Below are 18,663 nucleotides of genomic sequence, written 5' to 3' on the forward strand. Positions count from 1 at the left end.
TCGGAAACAGGCCGGATCCGATCGAAGGACCCTACGTCCCACGTGCCGTTCGTACGGACGGGCGAGACCAGGGCAAAGTCTACCGGCGTGCGTCGTCCTCCCGGGGGGCCTGTGCGCGGGTCCGGCGCGGGAGCGCCCTGAGCGCGTCGCCCATGTCGGCGACTTCCGTCACCTTCATACCGGCCGGGACCTTGCCCGGATCGGTCGGGACCAGGGCGTGCGTGAACCCCAGCCGGTGCGCCTCGGACAGCCGGCGCTGCACCCCCGTGACCCGTCTGACCTCGCCCGCGAGCCCCACCTCGCCGATCGCCACCAGGTTCTTCGGCAGCGGTGTGTCGCTCGCCGCGCTCGCCAGCGCCAGCGCGATCGCCAGGTCGGCGGCCGGCTCGGACAGCTTCACCCCGCCCACCGTCGCGCTGTAGATGTCCCGCTTGCCCAGCGAGCTGATCCGGCCGCGCTGCTCCAGGACCGCGAGCATCATCGACACCCGGGACGTCTCCAGGCCCGACGTGGTCCGCCGGGGGGACGGGATCTGCGAGTCCACCGTCAGCGCCTGCACCTCCGCGACCAGGGGCCGCTTGCCCTCCAGGGTCACGGTCAGGCAGGTGCCCGGCACCGGCTCGTCGCGCCGCGTGAGGAACAGGCCGGACGGATCGGCGAGCCCGGTGATCCCCTCGTCGTGCAGCTCGAAGCAGCCGACCTCGTCGGTCGCCCCGTACCGGTTCTTGATACCGCGCACCAGGCGCAGCCGGGCATGGCGGTCGCCCTCGAACGACAGCACCACGTCCACCAGGTGCTCCAGGAGCCGCGGCCCCGCGATGGCGCCGTCCTTGGTGACGTGGCCCACGAGCAGCGTCGACATCCCGCGCTCCTTGGAGGCCCGGATCAGCGCCCCGGCCACCTCGCGGACCTGCGCCATCCCGCCCGGCGCGCCGTCGATCTCCGGCGAGGCCACGGTCTGCACCGAGTCCAGGATCAGCAGCGAGGGCTTGACCGCGTCGAGGTGGGCGAGCACCGCCGACAGATCGGTCTCCGCCGCCAGATACAGGTGGTCGCTGATCGCATGGATGCGGTCGGCCCGCATCCGGACCTGGGACGCGGACTCCTCGCCCGTCACATAGAGGGTGCGGTGCTCGTCGGTCGCCGCCTTCGCCGCGACGTCGAGCAGCAGCGTGGACTTGCCGACGCCCGGCTCGCCCGCGAGCAGCACGACGGCCCCGGGCACCAGCCCGCCGCCCAGCACCCGGTCCAGCTCGCCGACGCCGGTCGGCCGGGCGGTGGCCTGCCGGCTGTCCACCTGGCCGATGGGCAGCGCGGCGGTGGAGACCCGCCCCGCGGCCGTGGTCCGGACGGCGGGGGCGCCGCCGAACTCCTCGACCGTCCCCCACGCCTGGCACTCGGGGCAGCGGCCGAGCCACTTCGCGGTGGTCCAGCCGCATTCGGTGCAGCGGTAGGACGGCCGGTCCTTCGCGGATTTCGTACGGGCAGCCATGGCGCCACCGTATCGGTGGGGTCTGACAGCGCGGCCGGGAACGCCCGCCCCTTATCGCGCCATACGTTCACCCGTAAGGGTTAAATCCACGCAAGCGGCGCGAGCGGGTGAGGCGCCGCGCCTACGGTCGCAAGGTGACGAGCAGCAGGCTGGAGACTCCGACGAACACCCCCGGCGCGCACCGGGGACAGCATCGCGCGCCCCACTCCTCGCACGCCACCCCGAAGAAGCCGCCCGCCCGTTACGAGCCGCATCTCGACGGCCTCTTCACCTACTGCCTCTCCGTCCTCTGCGACCACGACGCCGCCACCGAGGCGCTGGGCGGCGTCCTGGCCCTGGCCGAACGGCAGGGCTCCCGCTGTCCGGCCGACGAGGAGGAACGTAAAACCTGGCTGTACGCCCTGGCCAGGTGGACGTGTCTGCGCCGGCTCACCGAGCAGAAGCGGGGCCGCCGCGCCCATCGCCGCCTCGACCCCGCCCGCCCCCCGCACCGCAGGCCCCCCGACGAGGACCGCCACGCCCCGGCGGCCGCCCGCCCCGCCCGCCGCGCGCCACGCCCCGCGCCGCAGCCGTCACCGGCCCCGCGCACCGCCGCACCCGCACCCGCCCCGCCGCAGACCGCCCCCGCCGTCGAGGCGCACCGCCGGGAGCTGGCCCAGCTGGCCTGGCCCGAGGCCGCGGGCACCACGCCGGAGCAGCGCGAGGCCCTGGAGCTCGCCGTCCGGCACGGGCTGACCCCGCGCGCCGTCGCCGCCGTCCTCGGCCTGGACCGCACGGCCGCCCGCGAGCTGCTGGCCGGCGCCGCCTGCGAGGTCGAGCGCACCCGGGCCGCCCTCGCCGTCGTGGAGACGGGCAACTGCCCCACGGCCGGCCGGCTCACCGGCGACCACCGCGCGCTGCTCTCGCCCACGCTCCGCCGCGAGCTCGTCCGGCACGTGGACGATTGCCCGCGCTGCCGCCGCGCCGCCGAGCGCGCCGGGGCCGACGGGCCGTGGCCCGGGAAGACGGTGACCCCGGCCGCCGTGCTGCCGGTCCTGGAGGCCCCGAGGCCGTCCGCGTACGTGGCCATGCTGCACGCGCAGAAGCACCAGAAGAATCGGTCCGCCACACCGCGCTTCGACCGCACCGGCTTCCCCATGGACCCCAAGGACCACGCCGCGCGCCGCGACCGGCTGCGCTCCCGGGTCATGACGACGACGGTCGTCGCCACGGTCGTCGCCGCCCCGGTCATCGCCCTGTGGTCCGCCTACCGGGGCGCGCCGCTCACCGGTGAGGGCCGCGACGGCCCGGCGGTCAGCGCCGCCGACAACGGGACCGGTACGGCGCAGACCCCCTACGACGACTACGAGAACGCCGGCAACGCCCGCCCGGACGCCGGCTCCCGCTTCACCGGCAAGGACTCCCTGCCGGAGGTCTCCGCGGAGATCATCAGCAAGGGCACCGACCCCTCCCGCGACCCCGCCGCGCACGGCGAGGGCCGGCTCACCGTGCGGACCAGCACCGCCGGCTCCGCGACCTTGATCACCCTCACCGCGTCGCAGGCCGGCCCGGTCTCCTGGTCCGCCGCCACCGACCGGTCCTGGGTGAGCCTGAGCCGTACCTCCGGGAAGCTCCCGGCCGGGGGCAGCGTCACGATCCGCGCCCTCGTGGACCACGCGCGGCAGCCCGCGGGCCCCTGGACCGCCCACCTCACCCTCGCCCCCTCGGGCGCGGTCGTCGCCCTGCACGGCTACGGGGCCAAGGCGCCCACCCCCGGCGCCACGCCGCGCGGACTCCACCCGCGCCCGGCCAGGCCGAGTGCGCCGGACCCGACGCCCACGCCGGACCCGTCCACGCCGACGCCGACGCCGGACCCGACGGACCCCACGCCCACGCCGACGGAGACGGACCCGAGCCCCACCCCGGACCCGACCGGCTCCTCCGGACCGCCCGCCCCGCCGAAGGGGCCGAGCACCCCGCCCGCCGCGGACTGACGGTGCCGGGCGGCTACGCCGGGTCCGCCGGGTGCGGGGCCATCGGCAGCAGCGAGGCGAGCCGCTGCTCGCACAGCTCGGTCAGCGTGGCGTACGCCTCCTTGCCCATCAGCTCGATGAGCTCCGGCCGGTACGACACGTACACCGGCTCACCGGCCCCGTGCGCGGAGGTCGCCGACGTGCACCACCAGTGCAGGTCGTGGCCGCCCGGACCCCAGCCCCGCCGGTCGTACTCACCGATCGACACCTGGAGCACCCGCGTGTCGTCGGGCCGGTCGATCCACTCGTACGTACGCCGTACGGGCAGCTGCCAGCACACGTCCGGCTTGGTCTCCAGCGGCTCCCGGCCCTCCCGCAGCGCCAGGATGTGCAGCGAGCAGCCCGCCCCGGCGGCGAAGCCCGGCCGGTTCTGGAAGATGCACGAGCCCTGCCAGCGCCGGGTCTGGCGGTCCCCGTCCTCGTCGGTCTGGGTCCAGCCCGTCTCCGTACCCACGTCGTGGAACTGCCACAGCTCCGGAGTGAGGCGCGCGACATGACCGGCCACGCGCTTCTCGTCGTCCTCGTCCGAGAAATGGGCGCCCAGCGTGCAGCAGCCGTCGTCGGCGCGGCCCGCCTGGATGCCCTGGCAGCCGCTGCCGAAGATGCACGTCCACCTGGACGTCAGCCAGGTCAGATCGCAGCGGAAGACCTGCTCGTCGTCGGCGGGGTCGGGGAACTCCACCCAGGCGCGCGCGAAGTCCAGCTCCGTCTCGTCGGAAGGATCCGGCTCCGCCGCCGGGGTGTGCATCTCCACCTTCTCCACGTGCTTGATGTCCTGCGGGGTCTCCGCCTCGATGTCCCGCTTCTTCGTGGCTTTGCCCGGCTTCGCCTTTTTCGTCTTTGGCACGGGCCCAGAGTAAGTCCGCCACCGGCAGTAGCGTGCCCTGCATGAGACTCGGAGTCCTCGACGTGGGGTCGAACACGGTTCATCTGCTGGTGGTGGACGCCCACCCCGGCGCCCGCCCGCTGCCCGCGCACTCGCACAAGGCCGAGCTGCGCCTCGCCGAACTCCTCGACGAGGACGGCGCGATCGGCCCGCTCGGTGTGGACCGGCTGGTGGGGACGATCGCGGGCGCGCTCGAAGCCGCCGAGGACAAGGGCTGCGAGGACGTCCTCGCCTTCGCCACCTCCGCGGTACGCGACGCGAGCAACGCCGACCAGGTCCTGGAGCGGGTACGGCAGGAGACGGGCGTCGACCTCGCGGTCCTCAGCGGTACGGAGGAGGCCCGCCTCACCTTCCTCGCCGCCCGCCGCTGGTACGGCTGGTCGGCGGGCAAGCTGCTGGTCCTCGACATCGGCGGCGGCTCGCTGGAGATCGCGTACGGCCTGGACGAGGAACCGGCAGCCGCGGTCTCGCTGCCGCTGGGCGCCGGGCGCCTCACCGCGGGCTGGCTGCCGGGCGACCCGCCGGACCCTGCCGAGGTCAGGGCGCTGCGCCGGCACGTACGGGCGCGCATCGCCCGCAGCGTCGGCGACTTCACCCGCATCGGCCGCCCGGACCACGTGGTGGCCACCTCCAAGACGTTCAAGCAGCTGGCCAGGATCGCGGGCGCGGCGCGCACCGCGGAGGGCCAGTACGTGCCGCGCACCCTCAGCCGCAAGGCGGTGGAGGAGTGGGTGCCGAAGCTGGCCGCGATGACCGCCGAGGAGCGCGGGACCCTGCCCGGAGTGTCCGAGGGGCGGGCCGCGCAGCTGCTGGCCGGGGCGCTGGTCGCGGAGGGCGCGATGGACCTGCTCGACGTGGACGAGCTGGAGATCTGCCCGTGGGCGCTGCGCGAGGGCGTGATCCTGCGCCGCCTGGACCACCTGCCGTCGGGCGGGGAAGCGGCGCTGGACTGAGGGGGGAGTGGGGCCGGCGCGGAGGTGGCGCGGCTGGCGGTGCGGCCCTTCTCACTTTCAGCCGCTCTCCCTCGGCGGGGCGCAGCACTGCCCGTACGCTGTCTGCGTGGCAGAACCAGCGGTGCGCGTCCCGGATGCGAAGGTCGCCCTGTCGACGGCCTCGGTCTATCCGGAGTCGACGGCGACGGCCTTCGAGATCGCCGCGCGCCTCGGCTACGACGGCGTCGAGGTCATGGTCTGGACCGACCCGGTCAGCCAGGACATCGAGGCGCTGCGCCGGCTCTCCGACTACCACCAGGTGCCGATACTCGCCGTGCACGCGCCGTGTCTGCTGATCACCCAGCGGGTCTGGTCGACCGATCCGTGGGTCAAGCTCCAGCGGGCCCGCGCCGCCGCCGAGAAGCTGGGCGCGTCGACGGTCGTCGTACACCCCCCGTTCCGGTGGCAGCGCAACTACGCCCGTGACTTCGTCAGCGGAATCTGGCGGATGGCCGACGAGACGGACGTCCGGTTCGCCGTCGAGAACATGTACCCGTGGCGCTACCGGGACCGCGAGATGCTCGCGTACGCCCCCGACTGGGACGTCACCAACGACGACTACCGGCACTTCACGGTGGACCTGTCGCACACCGCCACCGCGCGTACGGACGGCCTGGCGATGGTGGACCGGATGGGCGACCGGCTGGCCCACGTCCACCTGGCCGACGGCAAGGGCTCCAACAAGGACGAGCACCTGGTGCCCGGCCGGGGCGACCAGCCCTGCGCGGAACTGCTGGAGCGGCTGGCCGGTTCCGGCTTCGACGGGCACGTGGTCATCGAGGTCAACACCCGCCGCGCGATGTCCACCGCCGAACGCGAGGCCGACCTCGCCGAGGCGCTCGCCTTCACCCGGCTCCACCTCGCCGCGTCCACCGAGGGCGCGCCGCGCCCATGACCCCGGACGCACCGGGCCCCAAGCGCCGGGGCCGCCCCGCCCGCGCCGCGTCGGACACCGGCCCGGACGCGCGCACCCGCATCCTGGAGGCCGCCCGCACGGAGTTCGCCGAGCGGGGGTACGACAAGACCTCGGTCCGGGGCATCGCGCGTGCGGCCGGCGTCGACTCCGCGCTGGTCCACCACTACTTCGGTACGAAGGACGAGGTCTTCGCCGCCGCGATCGAGCTGTCGTTCGAGCCCGCCCTGCTCGTCCCGGCCGTCCTCGAAGGCGACACCGACGATGTGGGCGAACGCCTGGCCCGCGCCTTCATCGGCATCTGGGAGAACCCGACGACCCGGGCCCCCCTCCTCGCCGTCCTCCGCTCCGCCCTCACCCACGAGGCCGCCGCGAAGGTCCTCCGAAGCTTCGTACTGCGCCGCCTGCTGGAACGGGTGGCGGCGGGCCTGGAGATCCCGGACGCGACGTTCCGGGCGGAGCTGGCGGCGTCGCACATGGTGGGGATCGCGATACTGCGGTACGTGTTGAAGGCCGAGCCGTTGGCGTCCGTGCCGCCGGAGAAGATCGTGGCGATGGTGGCCCCGACGCTGCAGCGGTATCTGGCGGAGCCGTCCGCGTAAGCCCGCGCCACCATCGTCGGGGGCGCCGCCCCCGAACCCCCGCTGCTCAATCGCCGCAGGGGCTTGATTTTGCCGCTGCAGCCTTCCACCCGCGGCGCTTGAGCAGCGGGGTCCGGGGCGAAGCCCCGAAACCATCCGGCGTGCATCCCAGCCCCGCCGGCGTTTGAGGCGCGGGGTCCGGGGCAGCGCCCCGGTTTCGGGAAGGGGCGGGTAGGGGGACAGGCCCGCCGCAGGCACCGCCCACCCCCAAAGCTTCCGCATAGCGGACACCCGGTCCACATCCTGGCACCAACGGCGTACGCTCAAGAACAGTCTTCAACGCAGAAGGAGCGAAAAGACGATGCCCACGCTGAGGTCCCGCACAGTCACCCACGGCCGCAACATGGCGGGCGCCCGCGCCCTTATGCGCGCCTCCGGGGTACCCGGCGCGGACATCGGCCGGAAGCCGATCATCGCCGTCGCCAACAGCTTCACGGAGTTCGTGCCGGGCCACACGCACCTGGCCCCCGTCGGCCGGATCGTCAGCGCGGCGATCACCGCCGCCGGAGGCATCCCGCGCGAGTTCAACACGATCGCCGTGGACGACGGCATCGCCATGGGCCACGGCGGGATGCTCTACAGCCTCCCCTCCCGCGACCTCATCGCGGACAGCGTGGAGTACATGGTCGAGGCGCACTGCGCCGACGCCCTGATCTGCATCTCCAACTGCGACAAGATCACCCCGGGCATGCTCAACGCGGCCCTGCGCCTGAACATCCCGACCGTCTTCGTCTCCGGCGGCCCGATGGAGTCGGGCCGCGCCACGCTGGTCGACGGCACGGTGCGCACGCTCGACCTGGTCGACGCGATGTCGGAGGCGGTCAACGACAAGATCTCCGACGAGGACATCCTCCGCATCGAGGAGAACGCCTGTCCCACCTGCGGTTCCTGTTCCGGCATGTTCACCGCCAACTCGATGAACTGCCTGACCGAGGCCATCGGCCTCTCCCTCCCCGGCAACGGATCGGTCCTGGCCACCCACACCGCACGCAAGGCGCTCTACGAGGACGCCGCCCGCACGGTGCTGGACCTGACCCGCCGCTACTACGAGCAGGACGACGAATCGGTCCTGCCCCGCAACATCGCCACGGCCGCCGCCTTCGGGAACGCCATGGCGCTCGACATCGCGATGGGCGGCTCCACCAACACGATCCTGCACCTCCTGGCCGCCGCCCAGGAGGCGGGCGTCCCCTACGGCCTGACCGAGATGGACGCCCTGTCGCGCCGCGTCCCGTGCCTGGCCAAGGTCGCCCCCAACGTCGGCAAGGACCGCACGTACTACATGGAGGACGTGCACCGGGCCGGCGGCATCCCCGCCCTCCTCGGCGAACTGCACCGCGCGGGCCTGCTCAACGAGGACGTGCACTCCGTGCACAGCCCGTCGCTGGACGACTGGCTGAAGACCTGGGACGTGCGCGGCGGCTCCCCGGCGCCGGAGGCGGTCGAGCTGTGGCACGCCGCTCCCGGCTGCGTGCGCTCGGCGGAGGCGTTCTCCCAGTCCGAGCGCTGGGACACCCTGGACCAGGACGCCGAGGGCGGCTGCATCCGCTCCGCGGAGCACGCCTACTCCAAGGACGGCGGTCTCGCGGTCCTGCGCGGCAATCTGGCCGTGGACGGCTGCGTCGTGAAGACGGCGGGTGTCGACGAGTCCATCTGGACCTTCGAGGGCCCGGCCGTCGTCTGCGAGTCGCAGGAGGAGGCCGTCCAGAAGATCCTCACCCAGCAGGTCGGCGAGGGCGACGTCGTCGTCATCCGCTACGAGGGCCCCAAGGGCGGCCCCGGCATGCAGGAGATGCTCTACCCGACCTCGTATCTGAAGGGCCGCGGCCTCGGCAAGACCTGCGCCCTGATCACGGACGGCCGGTTCTCCGGCGGTACGTCGGGCCTGTCCATCGGCCACGCCTCGCCCGAGGCGGCGTCCGGCGGCGCGATCGCGCTGGTCGAGGACGGCGACCGCATCCGGATCGACATCCCGAACCGCTCGATCGACCTCCTGGTCCCCGACGAGGAGCTGGCCACCCGCCGCGAGGCCATGAACGGCGTGTACGCCCCGAAGAACCGCGACCGCAAGGTCTCGGCCGCCCTTCGCGCGTACGCCGCGATGGCGACGAGCGCCGACCGGGGCGCCGTCCGCGACGTCTCGAAGCTGGGCTGACCCGAGCCGTGCCGGGGGACCGCACCCACGGCCCCCCGGCCGCTCCCGCACCTGCGGGATAATCGACCCCGTGAGCGAGAACAGCGAGACCCCCGAAGGCGCGGCCCCCGGCCCGTCCGAGCCCGCGGCCGGCACCCCGCAGGGCCCGCAGCCCGAGCCCCTCCGCTTCTTCGGCACCACCTGGGTCGCCCACGACGGCCACTACGGACTGCGCCGCGCCGGAGCCGCCGTCGGCTCCCTCCTCGCGGCCGCGGCCGCCTGCCTCGTCCTGCGCTTCGCGTACCAGGGCCTGGAGATCGCCGACGTCGGCGGCTTCGTCGGCGTGCTGGTGGTCGCGATGTTCGCCATCTGCAGCGCGATCGCCTTCCGCAAGACCTGGGAGGGCTTCAGCAGCCGCCCGGCCGACCCGGCCCGCGAGGAGAACCTGCGCGGCCTGAAGGCCATCGGCTTCGTCGGCTCGCTGCTCGCGTACTTCTTCCGTACGTTCACCGAGGCGCCCGGCGAGAAGCTGAGGCGTACGGAGTACGAGGAAGCCGTCGCCCGGTACGCGAAGCGCCGCGCCTCCCGCACCGGCAACCCGGCCGCCCGCAAGAAGAAGGGCCGCCGCGGCTGACGCGTCCGGACCCACCGGGCACGATGGCCGCATGACCACAACAGCATCCCCACAGCCCTCGCGGGCCCTGTCCTTCGACCGGGCCGCCGCCCAGTACGCCGCCGCCCGCCCCAGCTACCCGGACGCGCTGTTCGACGCCGTCGAGGACCTGGCCGGACGCCCCCTGCGCGGAGCCCGCGCCCTGGACGTGGGCGCGGGCACCGGCATCGCGACCCGCCGCCTCCTCGACCGGGGCGCCCGCGTCGTCGCCGTGGAACCCGGGCCAGGCATGGCCGCCCAGCTGCGCCGGGACCTCCCGGACGTCCCGCTCGTACAGGGCGACGGCAACCGGCTCCCCTTCGCGACCGCCTCGGCCGACCTGATCACGTACGCCCAGTCCTGGCACTGGACCGACCCCGCCCGCTCGGCCGCCGAGGCCCGGCGCGTCCTGCGGCCCGGCGGCACGCTCGCCCTCTGGTGGAACGTCGCGGACAGCACGGTCCCGTGGCTCGGCGCCCAGGAGGAACGGCTCGTCCGGTTCTTCGGCGTCGAGCCGGGCAAGCTGGGCCGCGGCATCGCCCACGGCTCGGCCACCCAGGGCCGCGCCCTGCCGCCGGACCTCGACTTCACATACCGCCGCGTCCCGTGGACCAGGAGCGTCCCCCTCGCCACCCACCTCGACAACCTCGGCAGCCACTCCGCGTTCCTGACCACCGACGACGAGGCGGCCCGCGGCTTCCTCGCGGAGGAGCGGGCCCTGCTCCTGGCGGAGTTCCCGGACGGCACGGTGGAGGAGGCGTACGTCGTGGAGCTGCACGCGGCCGTGCGCTGAGCCGAGTCGGTCACGCCCCGTCCCTTGACGGCGATGCCTCGCCGGAGCCAATATTCATCACATGATGAATTCTTCGGGCGTCGCCGTCGAGGCCCGTGGCCTCACCGTCCAACGAGGCAGCCGCACGGTCCTCAAGGGCCTCGACTTCACCGTCGAACCCGGCAGGATCACCGGCCTCCTCGGCCCCTCCGGCTGCGGCAAATCCACCCTCATGCGCGCCGTCGTGGGCACTCAGGCCAAGGTCACCGGCACCCTCCAGGTCCTCGGCAGCCCCGCAGGACACCCCTCCCTCCGTCCCCGCGTCGGGTACGTCACCCAGGCGCCCTCCGTCTACACCGACCTCACCGTCCGGCAGAACCTGGACTACTTCGCGGCGATCCTCCAGCCCGGCCGCGCCCACCGCGACACCCGCCACGAGGCCGTCACCCGCGCGCTCACCGAGGTCGACCTGACCAGCCACGAGGACGCCCTCGCCGGCAACCTCTCCGGCGGCCAGCGCACCCGCGTCTCGCTCGCCGTCGCCCTCCTCGGCACCCCCGACCTGCTCGTCCTGGACGAACCGACCGTCGGCCTCGACCCGGTCCTGCGCCGCGACCTGTGGCAGCTCTTCCACACCCTCGTCACCGGACGCGGCACCGCGCTCCTCATCTCCTCCCACGTCATGGACGAGGCCGAGCGCTGCCACCGCCTCCTCCTCATGCGCGAGGGCGAGATCCTCGCCGACGACACCCCGGACGCCCTGCGCGCCGCCGCCGGCGCCGACACCGTCGAAGCGGCCTTCCTCCACCTGGTCGACGCGGCCGCCACCCGCAAGGAGAACGCCCGATGAGCAGCACCTCCGTCACCGCCGCGAGCACCGCGCCCCTCAGCCCGGCCCGCACCCTCGCCACCGCCGCCCGCGTCCTGCGCCAGCTCGCCCACGACCCCCGTACGGTCGCGCTGCTCCTGCTGATCCCGGTCCTCCTGATCACGCTGCTGCGGTACGTCTTCGACGGCAGCCCGCGGACCTTCGACTCGACCGGCGCCTCCCTGCTCGGGATCTTCCCGCTGATCACGATGTTCCTGGTGACCTCGATCGCCACCCTGCGCGAACGCACCTCAGGCACCCTGGAGCGCCTGCTCTCGATGCCGCTCGGCAAGGGCGACCTCATCGCGGGTTACGCGCTCGCCTTCGGCGCCGTCGCCGTCCTCCAGTCGCTCCTGGCCACCGGCCTGTCGGTGTGGGCCCTCGGCCTGGACGTCATGGGGTCGCCGTGGCTGCTGCTCCTGGTCGCCCTGCTCGACGCGCTGCTCGGCACGGCACTCGGGCTGTTCGTCTCGGCGTTCGCGGCCTCCGAGTTCCAGGCCGTGCAGTTCATGCCCGCGGTGATCTTCCCGCAGCTGCTCCTCTGCGGCCTCTTCATCCCGCGCGACCGGATGGCGCCGTTCCTGGAGGCCGTCTCCCACGTGCTGCCGATGTCGTACGCCGTGGACGGGATGAACCAGGTGCTCCACCACACCGACGTCACCGGCGACTTCGTCCGGGACATCCTCATCGTGGCGGGCTGCGCCCTGCTCGTCCTGGCCCTCGGCGCGGCCACCCTCCGCCGCCGCACCGCCTGACGGGGCGGTGCGAAGATGGCGCCGACGAGCACTGAGCACCGCGCACATCGAGCACCGCCCGGAGGGTGAACGGCATGACCCAGACAGTTGCAGTCCTCGGTACCGGCAAGATCGGCGAGGCCCTGCTCAGCGGGATGATCCGGGCCGGCTGGCGCCCGTCGAACCTGCTGGTCACCACCCGCCGCTCGGACCGGGCCGAGGAACTGCGCGACCGCTACGGCGTGGACGCGGTCACCAACGCGGAGGCCGCCAAGCGGGCCGACATCCTCATCCTCGCGGTCAAGCCCCAGGACATGGGCCGCCTTCTGGATGAGCTCGCCCCGCACCTCACCGCGGACCGCCTGGTCATCAGCGCGGCGGCCGGCATCACGACCGCGTTCATCGAGGACCGCCTCACCGCCGGCACCCCGGTCGTCCGCGTCATGCCGAACACCCCCGTCCTGGTGGACGAGGGCATGTCCGTCATCTCGGGGGGCAGCCACGCCACGGGGGAGCACCTCGCCTCGACGGACGCCATCTTCAAGGGCGTCGGCAAGACCCTGCGCGTCCCGGAGTCCCAGCAGGACGCGGCCACCGCGCTCTCCGGCTCGGGCCCGGCGTACTTCTACTTCCTGGTCGAGGCGATGACGGACGCCGGCATCCTGCTCGGCCTGCCGCGCGCCCAGGCGCACGACCTCATCGTCCAGGCCGCGATCGGCGCCGCCGTGATGCTCCGGGACAGCGGCGAGCACCCGGTCAAGCTCCGCGAGGCCGTCACCAGCCCGGCCGGCACCACCATCAGCGCCATCCGCGAGCTGGAGAACCACGGCGTACGCGCGGCCCTCATCGCCGCACTCGAAGCGGCCCGCGACCGCAGCCGTGAACTGGCCTCCGGCAACGGCTGACACCCACGCGTCGGCCCCGGTCAACCCCGGGGTTGACACGCCCCCTCCCGATCCGTAGTGTGCTCCGAGTTGTCCGACGTGAGCGCCGACCCCGGTCGGTCCCCGGACAGCCATTCCGCAAGAAACACAACGAGCACGCGACAGCTGTCGCATGTCTTGGCGTGTGCTTATGCGAAATGAGGAATCCGCGTTCGAAAGAGCGCGACCCCGATTGGCGTCGGGGCCCAGGATTCCGCTAATGTCTCACTCGTCGGAACGGCCCAACGGCCGGGAAGGCAAGCCCCACTGACTGGGAATCAGGCCCGAAAGGATCTGATAGAGTCGGACTCGCCGGAAAGGGAAACGCGAAAGCGAAGAACTGGAAAGCGAAACCCGCTTCGACCGGGAATCGGACGCGAAAGAGTCTGATAGAGTCGGAAACGCAAGACCGAAGGGAAGCGCCCGGAGGAAAGCCCGAGAGGGTGAGTACAAAGGAAGCGTCCGTTCCTTGAGAACTCAACAGCGTGCCAAAAGTCAACGCCAGATATGTTGATACCCCGGCCTGCTTCGGCAGGTTGGTGGTTCCTTTGAAAGTCCTACACGGTCCTCTTGGGGTCCGGGTAGGCAAAACACAGCGAGGACGCAGTGGACGACGGGTCTTATTCCGACCTTGTCGTTCCGCTCTCGTGATGTGTCTCCCGATTACGGGAAAACATTCACGGAGAGTTTGATCCTGGCTCAGGACGAACGCTGGCGGCGTGCTTAACACATGCAAGTCGAACGATGAAGCCCTTCGGGGTGGATTAGTGGCGAACGGGTGAGTAACACGTGGGCAATCTGCCCTTCACTCTGGGACAAGCCCTGGAAACGGGGTCTAATACCGGATAATACTTTCTCCCTCCTGGGAGAAGGTTGAAAGCTCCGGCGGTGAAGGATGAGCCCGCGGCCTATCAGCTAGTTGGTGGGGTAATGGCCTACCAAGGCGACGACGGGTAGCCGGCCTGAGAGGGCGACCGGCCACACTGGGACTGAGACACGGCCCAGACTCCTACGGGAGGCAGCAGTGGGGAATATTGCACAATGGGCGAAAGCCTGATGCAGCGACGCCGCGTGAGGGATGACGGCCTTCGGGTTGTAAACCTCTTTCAGCAGGGAAGAAGCGAAAGTGACGGTACCTGCAGAAGAAGCGCCGGCTAACTACGTGCCAGCAGCCGCGGTAATACGTAGGGCGCAAGCGTTGTCCGGAATTATTGGGCGTAAAGAGCTCGTAGGCGGCTTGTCACGTCGGTTGTGAAAGCCCGGGGCTTAACCCCGGGTCTGCAGTCGATACGGGCAGGCTAGAGTGTGGTAGGGGAGATCGGAATTCCTGGTGTAGCGGTGAAATGCGCAGATATCAGGAGGAACACCGGTGGCGAAGGCGGATCTCTGGGCCATTACTGACGCTGAGGAGCGAAAGCGTGGGGAGCGAACAGGATTAGATACCCTGGTAGTCCACGCCGTAAACGTTGGGAACTAGGTGTTGGCGACATTCCACGTCGTCGGTGCCGCAGCTAACGCATTAAGTTCCCCGCCTGGGGAGTACGGCCGCAAGGCTAAAACTCAAAGGAATTGACGGGGGCCCGCACAAGCAGCGGAGCATGTGGCTTAATTCGACGCAACGCGAAGAACCTTACCAAGGCTTGACATACACCGGAAAGCATCAGAGATGGTGCCCCCCTTGTGGTCGGTGTACAGGTGGTGCATGGCTGTCGTCAGCTCGTGTCGTGAGATGTTGGGTTAAGTCCCGCAACGAGCGCAACCCTTGTTCTGTGTTGCCAGCATGCCCTTCGGGGTGATGGGGACTCACAGGAGACTGCCGGGGTCAACTCGGAGGAAGGTGGGGACGACGTCAAGTCATCATGCCCCTTATGTCTTGGGCTGCACACGTGCTACAATGGCCGGTACAATGAGCTGCGATGCCGCGAGGCGGAGCGAATCTCAAAAAGCCGGTCTCAGTTCGGATTGGGGTCTGCAACTCGACCCCATGAAGTCGGAGTTGCTAGTAATCGCAGATCAGCATTGCTGCGGTGAATACGTTCCCGGGCCTTGTACACACCGCCCGTCACGTCACGAAAGTCGGTAACACCCGAAGCCGGTGGCCCAACCCCTTGTGGGAGGGAGCTGTCGAAGGTGGGACTGGCGATTGGGACGAAGTCGTAACAAGGTAGCCGTACCGGAAGGTGCGGCTGGATCACCTCCTTTCTAAGGAGCATCTAGATTCCGCAAGGAATCCAGAGCCACTACGTCGGCAAATGTTCGACGGTGGTTAGCTCATGGGTGGAACGTTGACTACTCGGCACGGCAAGTTGTTTGTCACTAGTACTGCTTCGGCGTGGAACGTGAAAAATGATTGGTCGGGTCGGGCACGCTGTTGGGTATCTGAAGGTACGGGCTCGTTTGAGTCTGTTCCTTCGGTTGCCGGCCCCAGTGAACTCGCCTGTATTGGGTGGGGTGGTGGGTGGCTGGTCGTTGTTTGAGAACTGCACAGTGGACGCGAGCATCTGTGGCCAAGTTTTTAAGGGCGCACGGTGGATGCCTTGGCACCAGGAACCGATGAAGGACGTGGGAGGCCACGATAGGCCCCGGGGAGCTGTCAACCAAGCTTTGATCCGGGGGTTTCCGAATGGGGAAACCCGGCAGTCGTCATGGGCTGTCACCCGCTGCTGAACACATAGGCAGTGTGGAGGGAACGAGGGGAAGTGAAACATCTCAGTACCCTCAGGAAGAGAAAACAACCGTGATTCCGGGAGTAGTGGCGAGCGAAACTGGATCAGGCCAAACCGTATGCGTGTGATACCCGGCAGGGGTTGCGCATGCGGGGTTGTGGGATCTCTCTTTCATAGTCTGCCGGCTGTGAGACGAGTCAGAAACCGTTGATGTAGGCGAAGGACATGCGAAAGGTCCGGCGTAGAGGGTAAGACCCCCGTAGCTGAAACATCAACGGCTCGTTTGAGAGACACCCAAGTAGCACGGGGCCCGAGAAATCCCGTGTGAATCTGGCGGGACCACCCGTTAAGCCTAAATATTCCCTGGTGACCGATAGCGGATAGTACCGTGAGGGAATGGTGAAAAGTACCGCGGGAGCGGAGTGAAATAGTACCTGAAACCGTGTGCCTACAAGCCGTGGGAGCGTCGCTGTATGTGCTTGCACATACAGTCGTGACTGCGTGCCTTTTGAAGAATGAGCCTGCGAGTTAGCGGTGTGTAGCGAGGTTAACCCGTGTGGGGAAGCCGTAGCGAAAGCGAGTCCGAATAGGGCGATTGAGTTGCACGCTCTAGACCCGAAGCGGAGTGATCTAGCCATGGGCAGGTTGAAGCGGAGGTAAGACTTCGTGGAGGACCGAACCCACCAGGGTTGAAAACCTGGGGGATGACCTGTGGTTAGGGGTGAAAGGCCAATCAAACTCCGTGATAGCTGGTTCTCCCCGAAATGCATTTAGGTGCAGCGTCGTGTGTTTCTTGCCGGAGGTAGAGCACTGGATAGGCGATGGGCCCTACCGGGTTACTGACCTTAGCCAAACTCCGAATGCCGGTAAGTGAGAGCGCGGCAGTGAGACTGTGGGGGATAAGCTCCATGGTCGAGAGGGAAACAGCCCAGAGCATCGACTAAGGCCCCTAAGCGTACGCTAAGTGGGAAAGGATGTGGAGTCGCAGAGACAACCAGGAGGTTGGCTTAGAAGCAGCCACCCTTGAAAGAGTGCGTAATAGCTCACTGGTCAAGTGATTCCGCGCCGACAATGTAGCGGGGCTCAAGCGTACCGCCGAAGTCGTGTCATTCATACACATAGGGCCAACGCCTGTATGGATGGGTAGGGGAGCGTCGTGTGCCGGGTGAAGCAGCCGCGGAAGCGAGTTGTGGACGGTTCACGAGTGAGAATGCAGGCATGAGTAGCGATACACACGTGAGAAACGTGTGCGCCGATTGACTAAGGGTTCCTGGGTCAAGCTGATCTGCCCAGGGTAAGTCGGGACCTAAGGCGAGGCCGACAGGCGTAGTCGATGGACAACCGGTTGATATTCCGGTACCCGCTTTGAAACGCCCAGTACTGAATCAGGCGATGCTAAGTCCGTGAAGCCGGCCCGATCTCTTCGGAGTTGAGGGTAGTGGTGGAGCCGATGAACCAGACTTGTAGTAGGTAAGCGATGGGGTGACGCAGGAAGGTAGTCCAGCCCGGGCGGTGGTTGTCCCGGGGTAAGGGTGTAGGCCGTGTGGTAGGCAAATCCGTCACACGTTAAGGCTGAGACCTGATGCCGAGCCGATTGTGGTGAAGTGGATGATCCTATGCTGTCGAGAAAAGCCTCTAGCGAGTTTCATGGCGGCCCGTACCCTAAACCGACTCAGGTGGTCAGGTAGAGAATACCGAGGCGTTCGGGTGAACTATGGTTAAGGAACTCGGCAAAATGCCCCCGTAACTTCGGGAGAAGGGGGGCCATCACTGGTGAGAGCACTTGCTGCTTGAGCTGGGGGTGGCCGCAGAGACCAGCGAGAAGCGACTGTTTACTAAAAACACAGGTCCGTGCGAAGCCGTAAGGCGATGTATACGGACTGACGCCTGCCCGGTGCTGGAACGTTAAGGGGACCGGTTAGCTGCTCTTCGGGGTGGCGAAGCTGAGAACTTAAGCGCCAGTAAACGGCGGTGGTAACTATAACCATCCTAAGGTAGCGAAATTCCTTGTCGGGTAAGTTCCGACCTGCACGAATGGCGTAACGACTTCTCGACTGTCTCAACCATAGGCCCGGTGAAATTGCACTACGAGTAAAGATGCTCGTTTCGCGCAGCAGGACGGAAAGACCCCGGGACCTTTACTATAGTTTGATATTGGTGTTCGGTTCGGCTTGTGTAGGATAGGTGGGAGACTTTGAAGCGGCCACGCCAGTGGTTGTGGAGTCGTCGTTGAAATACCACTCTGGTCGTGCTGGATGTCTAACCTGGGTCCGTGATCCGGATCAGGGACAGTGTCTGATGGGTAGTTTAACTGGGGCGGTTGCCTCCTAAAGAGTAACGGAGGCGCCCAAAGGTTCCCTCAGCCTGGTTGGCAATCAGGTGTTGAGTGTAAGTGCACAAGGGAGCTTGACTGTGAGACCGACGGGTCGAGCAGGGACGAAAGTCGGGACTAGTGATCCGGCAGTGGCTTGTGGAAGCGCTGTCGCTCAACGGATAAAAGGTACCCCGGGGATAACAGGCTGATCTTCCCCAAGAGTCCATATCGACGGGATGGTTTGGCACCTCGATGTCGGCTCGTCGCATCCTGGGGCTGGAGTCGGTCCCAAGGGTTGGGCTGTTCGCCCATTAAAGCGGTACGCGAGCTGGGTTTAGAACGTCGTGAGACAGTTCGGTCCCTATCCGCTGTGCGCGTAGGAATATTGAGAAGGGCTGTCCCTAGTACGAGAGGACCGGGACGGACGAACCTCTGGTGTGCCAGTTGTCCTGCCAAGGGCATGGCTGGTTGGCTACGTTCGGAAAGGATAACCGCTGAAAGCATCTAAGCGGGAAGCCTGCTTCGAGATGAGTATTCCCACCCTCTTGAAGGGTTAAGGCTCCCAGTAGACGACTGGGTTGATAGGCCAGATGTGGAAGCCCGGTAACGGGTGGAGCTGACTGGTACTAATAGGCCGAGGGCTTGTCCTCAGTTGCTCGCGTCC

12 protein-coding genes and 2 rRNA genes are annotated in these 18,663 nt (G+C 68.7%); 12 read left to right on the forward strand and 2 right to left on the reverse strand.

The features are described from left to right. Positions 1-79: 79 nt before the first annotated feature. Positions 80-1,492, reverse strand: a complete 1,413-nt coding sequence (gene radA, locus OG867_RS18080; RefSeq protein ID WP_328900823.1) for a DNA repair protein RadA — start codon at positions 1,490-1,492, stop codon at positions 80-82. Positions 1,493-1,626: 134 nt separating this feature from the next. Here radA and OG867_RS18085 point away from each other — a divergent pair, with 134 nt between their 5' ends. After that, positions 1,627-3,465, forward strand: a complete 1,839-nt coding sequence (locus tag OG867_RS18085) for a hypothetical protein (protein ID WP_406286607.1) — start codon at positions 1,627-1,629, stop codon at positions 3,463-3,465. Positions 3,466-3,478: 13 nt separating this feature from the next. Here OG867_RS18085 and OG867_RS18090 read toward each other — a convergent pair whose 3' ends face one another. Next, positions 3,479-4,252: a hypothetical protein gene (locus tag OG867_RS18090; RefSeq protein ID WP_406291024.1), complete on the reverse strand. Its 774-nt coding sequence runs from the start codon at positions 4,250-4,252 to the stop codon at positions 3,479-3,481. A gap of 140 nt (positions 4,253-4,392) precedes the next feature. Between OG867_RS18090 and OG867_RS18095 the strand changes: the two genes are divergently transcribed. The 11 genes from OG867_RS18095 (at position 4,393) to OG867_RS18145 (ending at position 18,649) form a co-directional block, all read left to right on the forward strand. Beyond that, positions 4,393-5,343, forward strand: a complete 951-nt coding sequence (locus OG867_RS18095) for a Ppx/GppA family phosphatase (RefSeq protein WP_406286609.1) — start codon at positions 4,393-4,395, stop codon at positions 5,341-5,343. A 121-nt stretch (positions 5,344-5,464) separates the two neighbouring features. Continuing rightward, positions 5,465-6,277, forward strand: coding sequence for a sugar phosphate isomerase/epimerase (locus OG867_RS18100; RefSeq protein ID WP_328904372.1), 813 nt, complete (start codon positions 5,465-5,467; stop codon positions 6,275-6,277). After that, positions 6,274-6,897 carry a TetR family transcriptional regulator gene (locus OG867_RS18105; protein ID WP_406286611.1) on the forward strand — a complete coding sequence of 208 codons (624 nt, stop codon included), beginning with the start codon at positions 6,274-6,276 and terminating at the stop codon, positions 6,895-6,897. Before OG867_RS18100 ends, OG867_RS18105 begins: the two co-directional genes overlap by 4 nt. Positions 6,898-7,237: 340 nt before the next feature. Continuing rightward, positions 7,238-9,091 carry a dihydroxy-acid dehydratase gene (gene ilvD / locus OG867_RS18110; RefSeq protein WP_406286614.1) on the forward strand — a complete coding sequence of 618 codons (1,854 nt, stop codon included), beginning with the start codon at positions 7,238-7,240 and terminating at the stop codon, positions 9,089-9,091. Positions 9,092-9,161: 70 nt separating this feature from the next. Beyond that, complete coding sequence (locus tag OG867_RS18115) at positions 9,162-9,704, forward strand: hypothetical protein (protein ID WP_406286616.1); 543 nt, start codon at positions 9,162-9,164, stop codon at positions 9,702-9,704. A 31-nt stretch (positions 9,705-9,735) separates the two neighbouring features. Then, a complete protein-coding gene (locus tag OG867_RS18120) occupies positions 9,736-10,515 on the forward strand; it encodes a class I SAM-dependent methyltransferase (protein WP_406286618.1) in 780 nt (259 codons plus the stop codon). A gap of 61 nt (positions 10,516-10,576) precedes the next feature. Beyond that, the gene (locus tag OG867_RS18125) at positions 10,577-11,344 is read left to right on the forward strand and encodes an ABC transporter ATP-binding protein (RefSeq protein ID WP_406286620.1); all 768 of its coding nucleotides are present in this window, start codon (positions 10,577-10,579) and stop codon (positions 11,342-11,344) included. Beyond that, positions 11,341-12,117, forward strand: a complete 777-nt coding sequence (locus tag OG867_RS18130) for an ABC transporter permease (protein ID WP_406286622.1) — start codon at positions 11,341-11,343, stop codon at positions 12,115-12,117. Before OG867_RS18125 ends, OG867_RS18130 begins: the two co-directional genes overlap by 4 nt. Positions 12,118-12,191: 74 nt before the next feature. Next, complete coding sequence (proC, locus tag OG867_RS18135) at positions 12,192-13,001, forward strand: pyrroline-5-carboxylate reductase (RefSeq protein ID WP_328900813.1); 810 nt, start codon at positions 12,192-12,194, stop codon at positions 12,999-13,001. A 694-nt stretch (positions 13,002-13,695) separates the two neighbouring features. Further along, a 16S ribosomal RNA gene (locus OG867_RS18140) occupies positions 13,696-15,221 on the forward strand. 303 nt (positions 15,222-15,524) lie between these two features. After that, positions 15,525-18,649 (forward strand): 23S ribosomal RNA (locus OG867_RS18145). The 16S and 23S rRNA genes sit together here, the layout of an rRNA operon. Positions 18,650-18,663 lie beyond the last annotated feature (14 nt).

Origin of the sequence: Streptomyces sp. NBC_00209, assembly GCF_045206345.1 — a bacterium.
Taxonomy (GTDB): domain Bacteria; phylum Actinomycetota; class Actinomycetes; order Streptomycetales; family Streptomycetaceae; genus Streptomyces.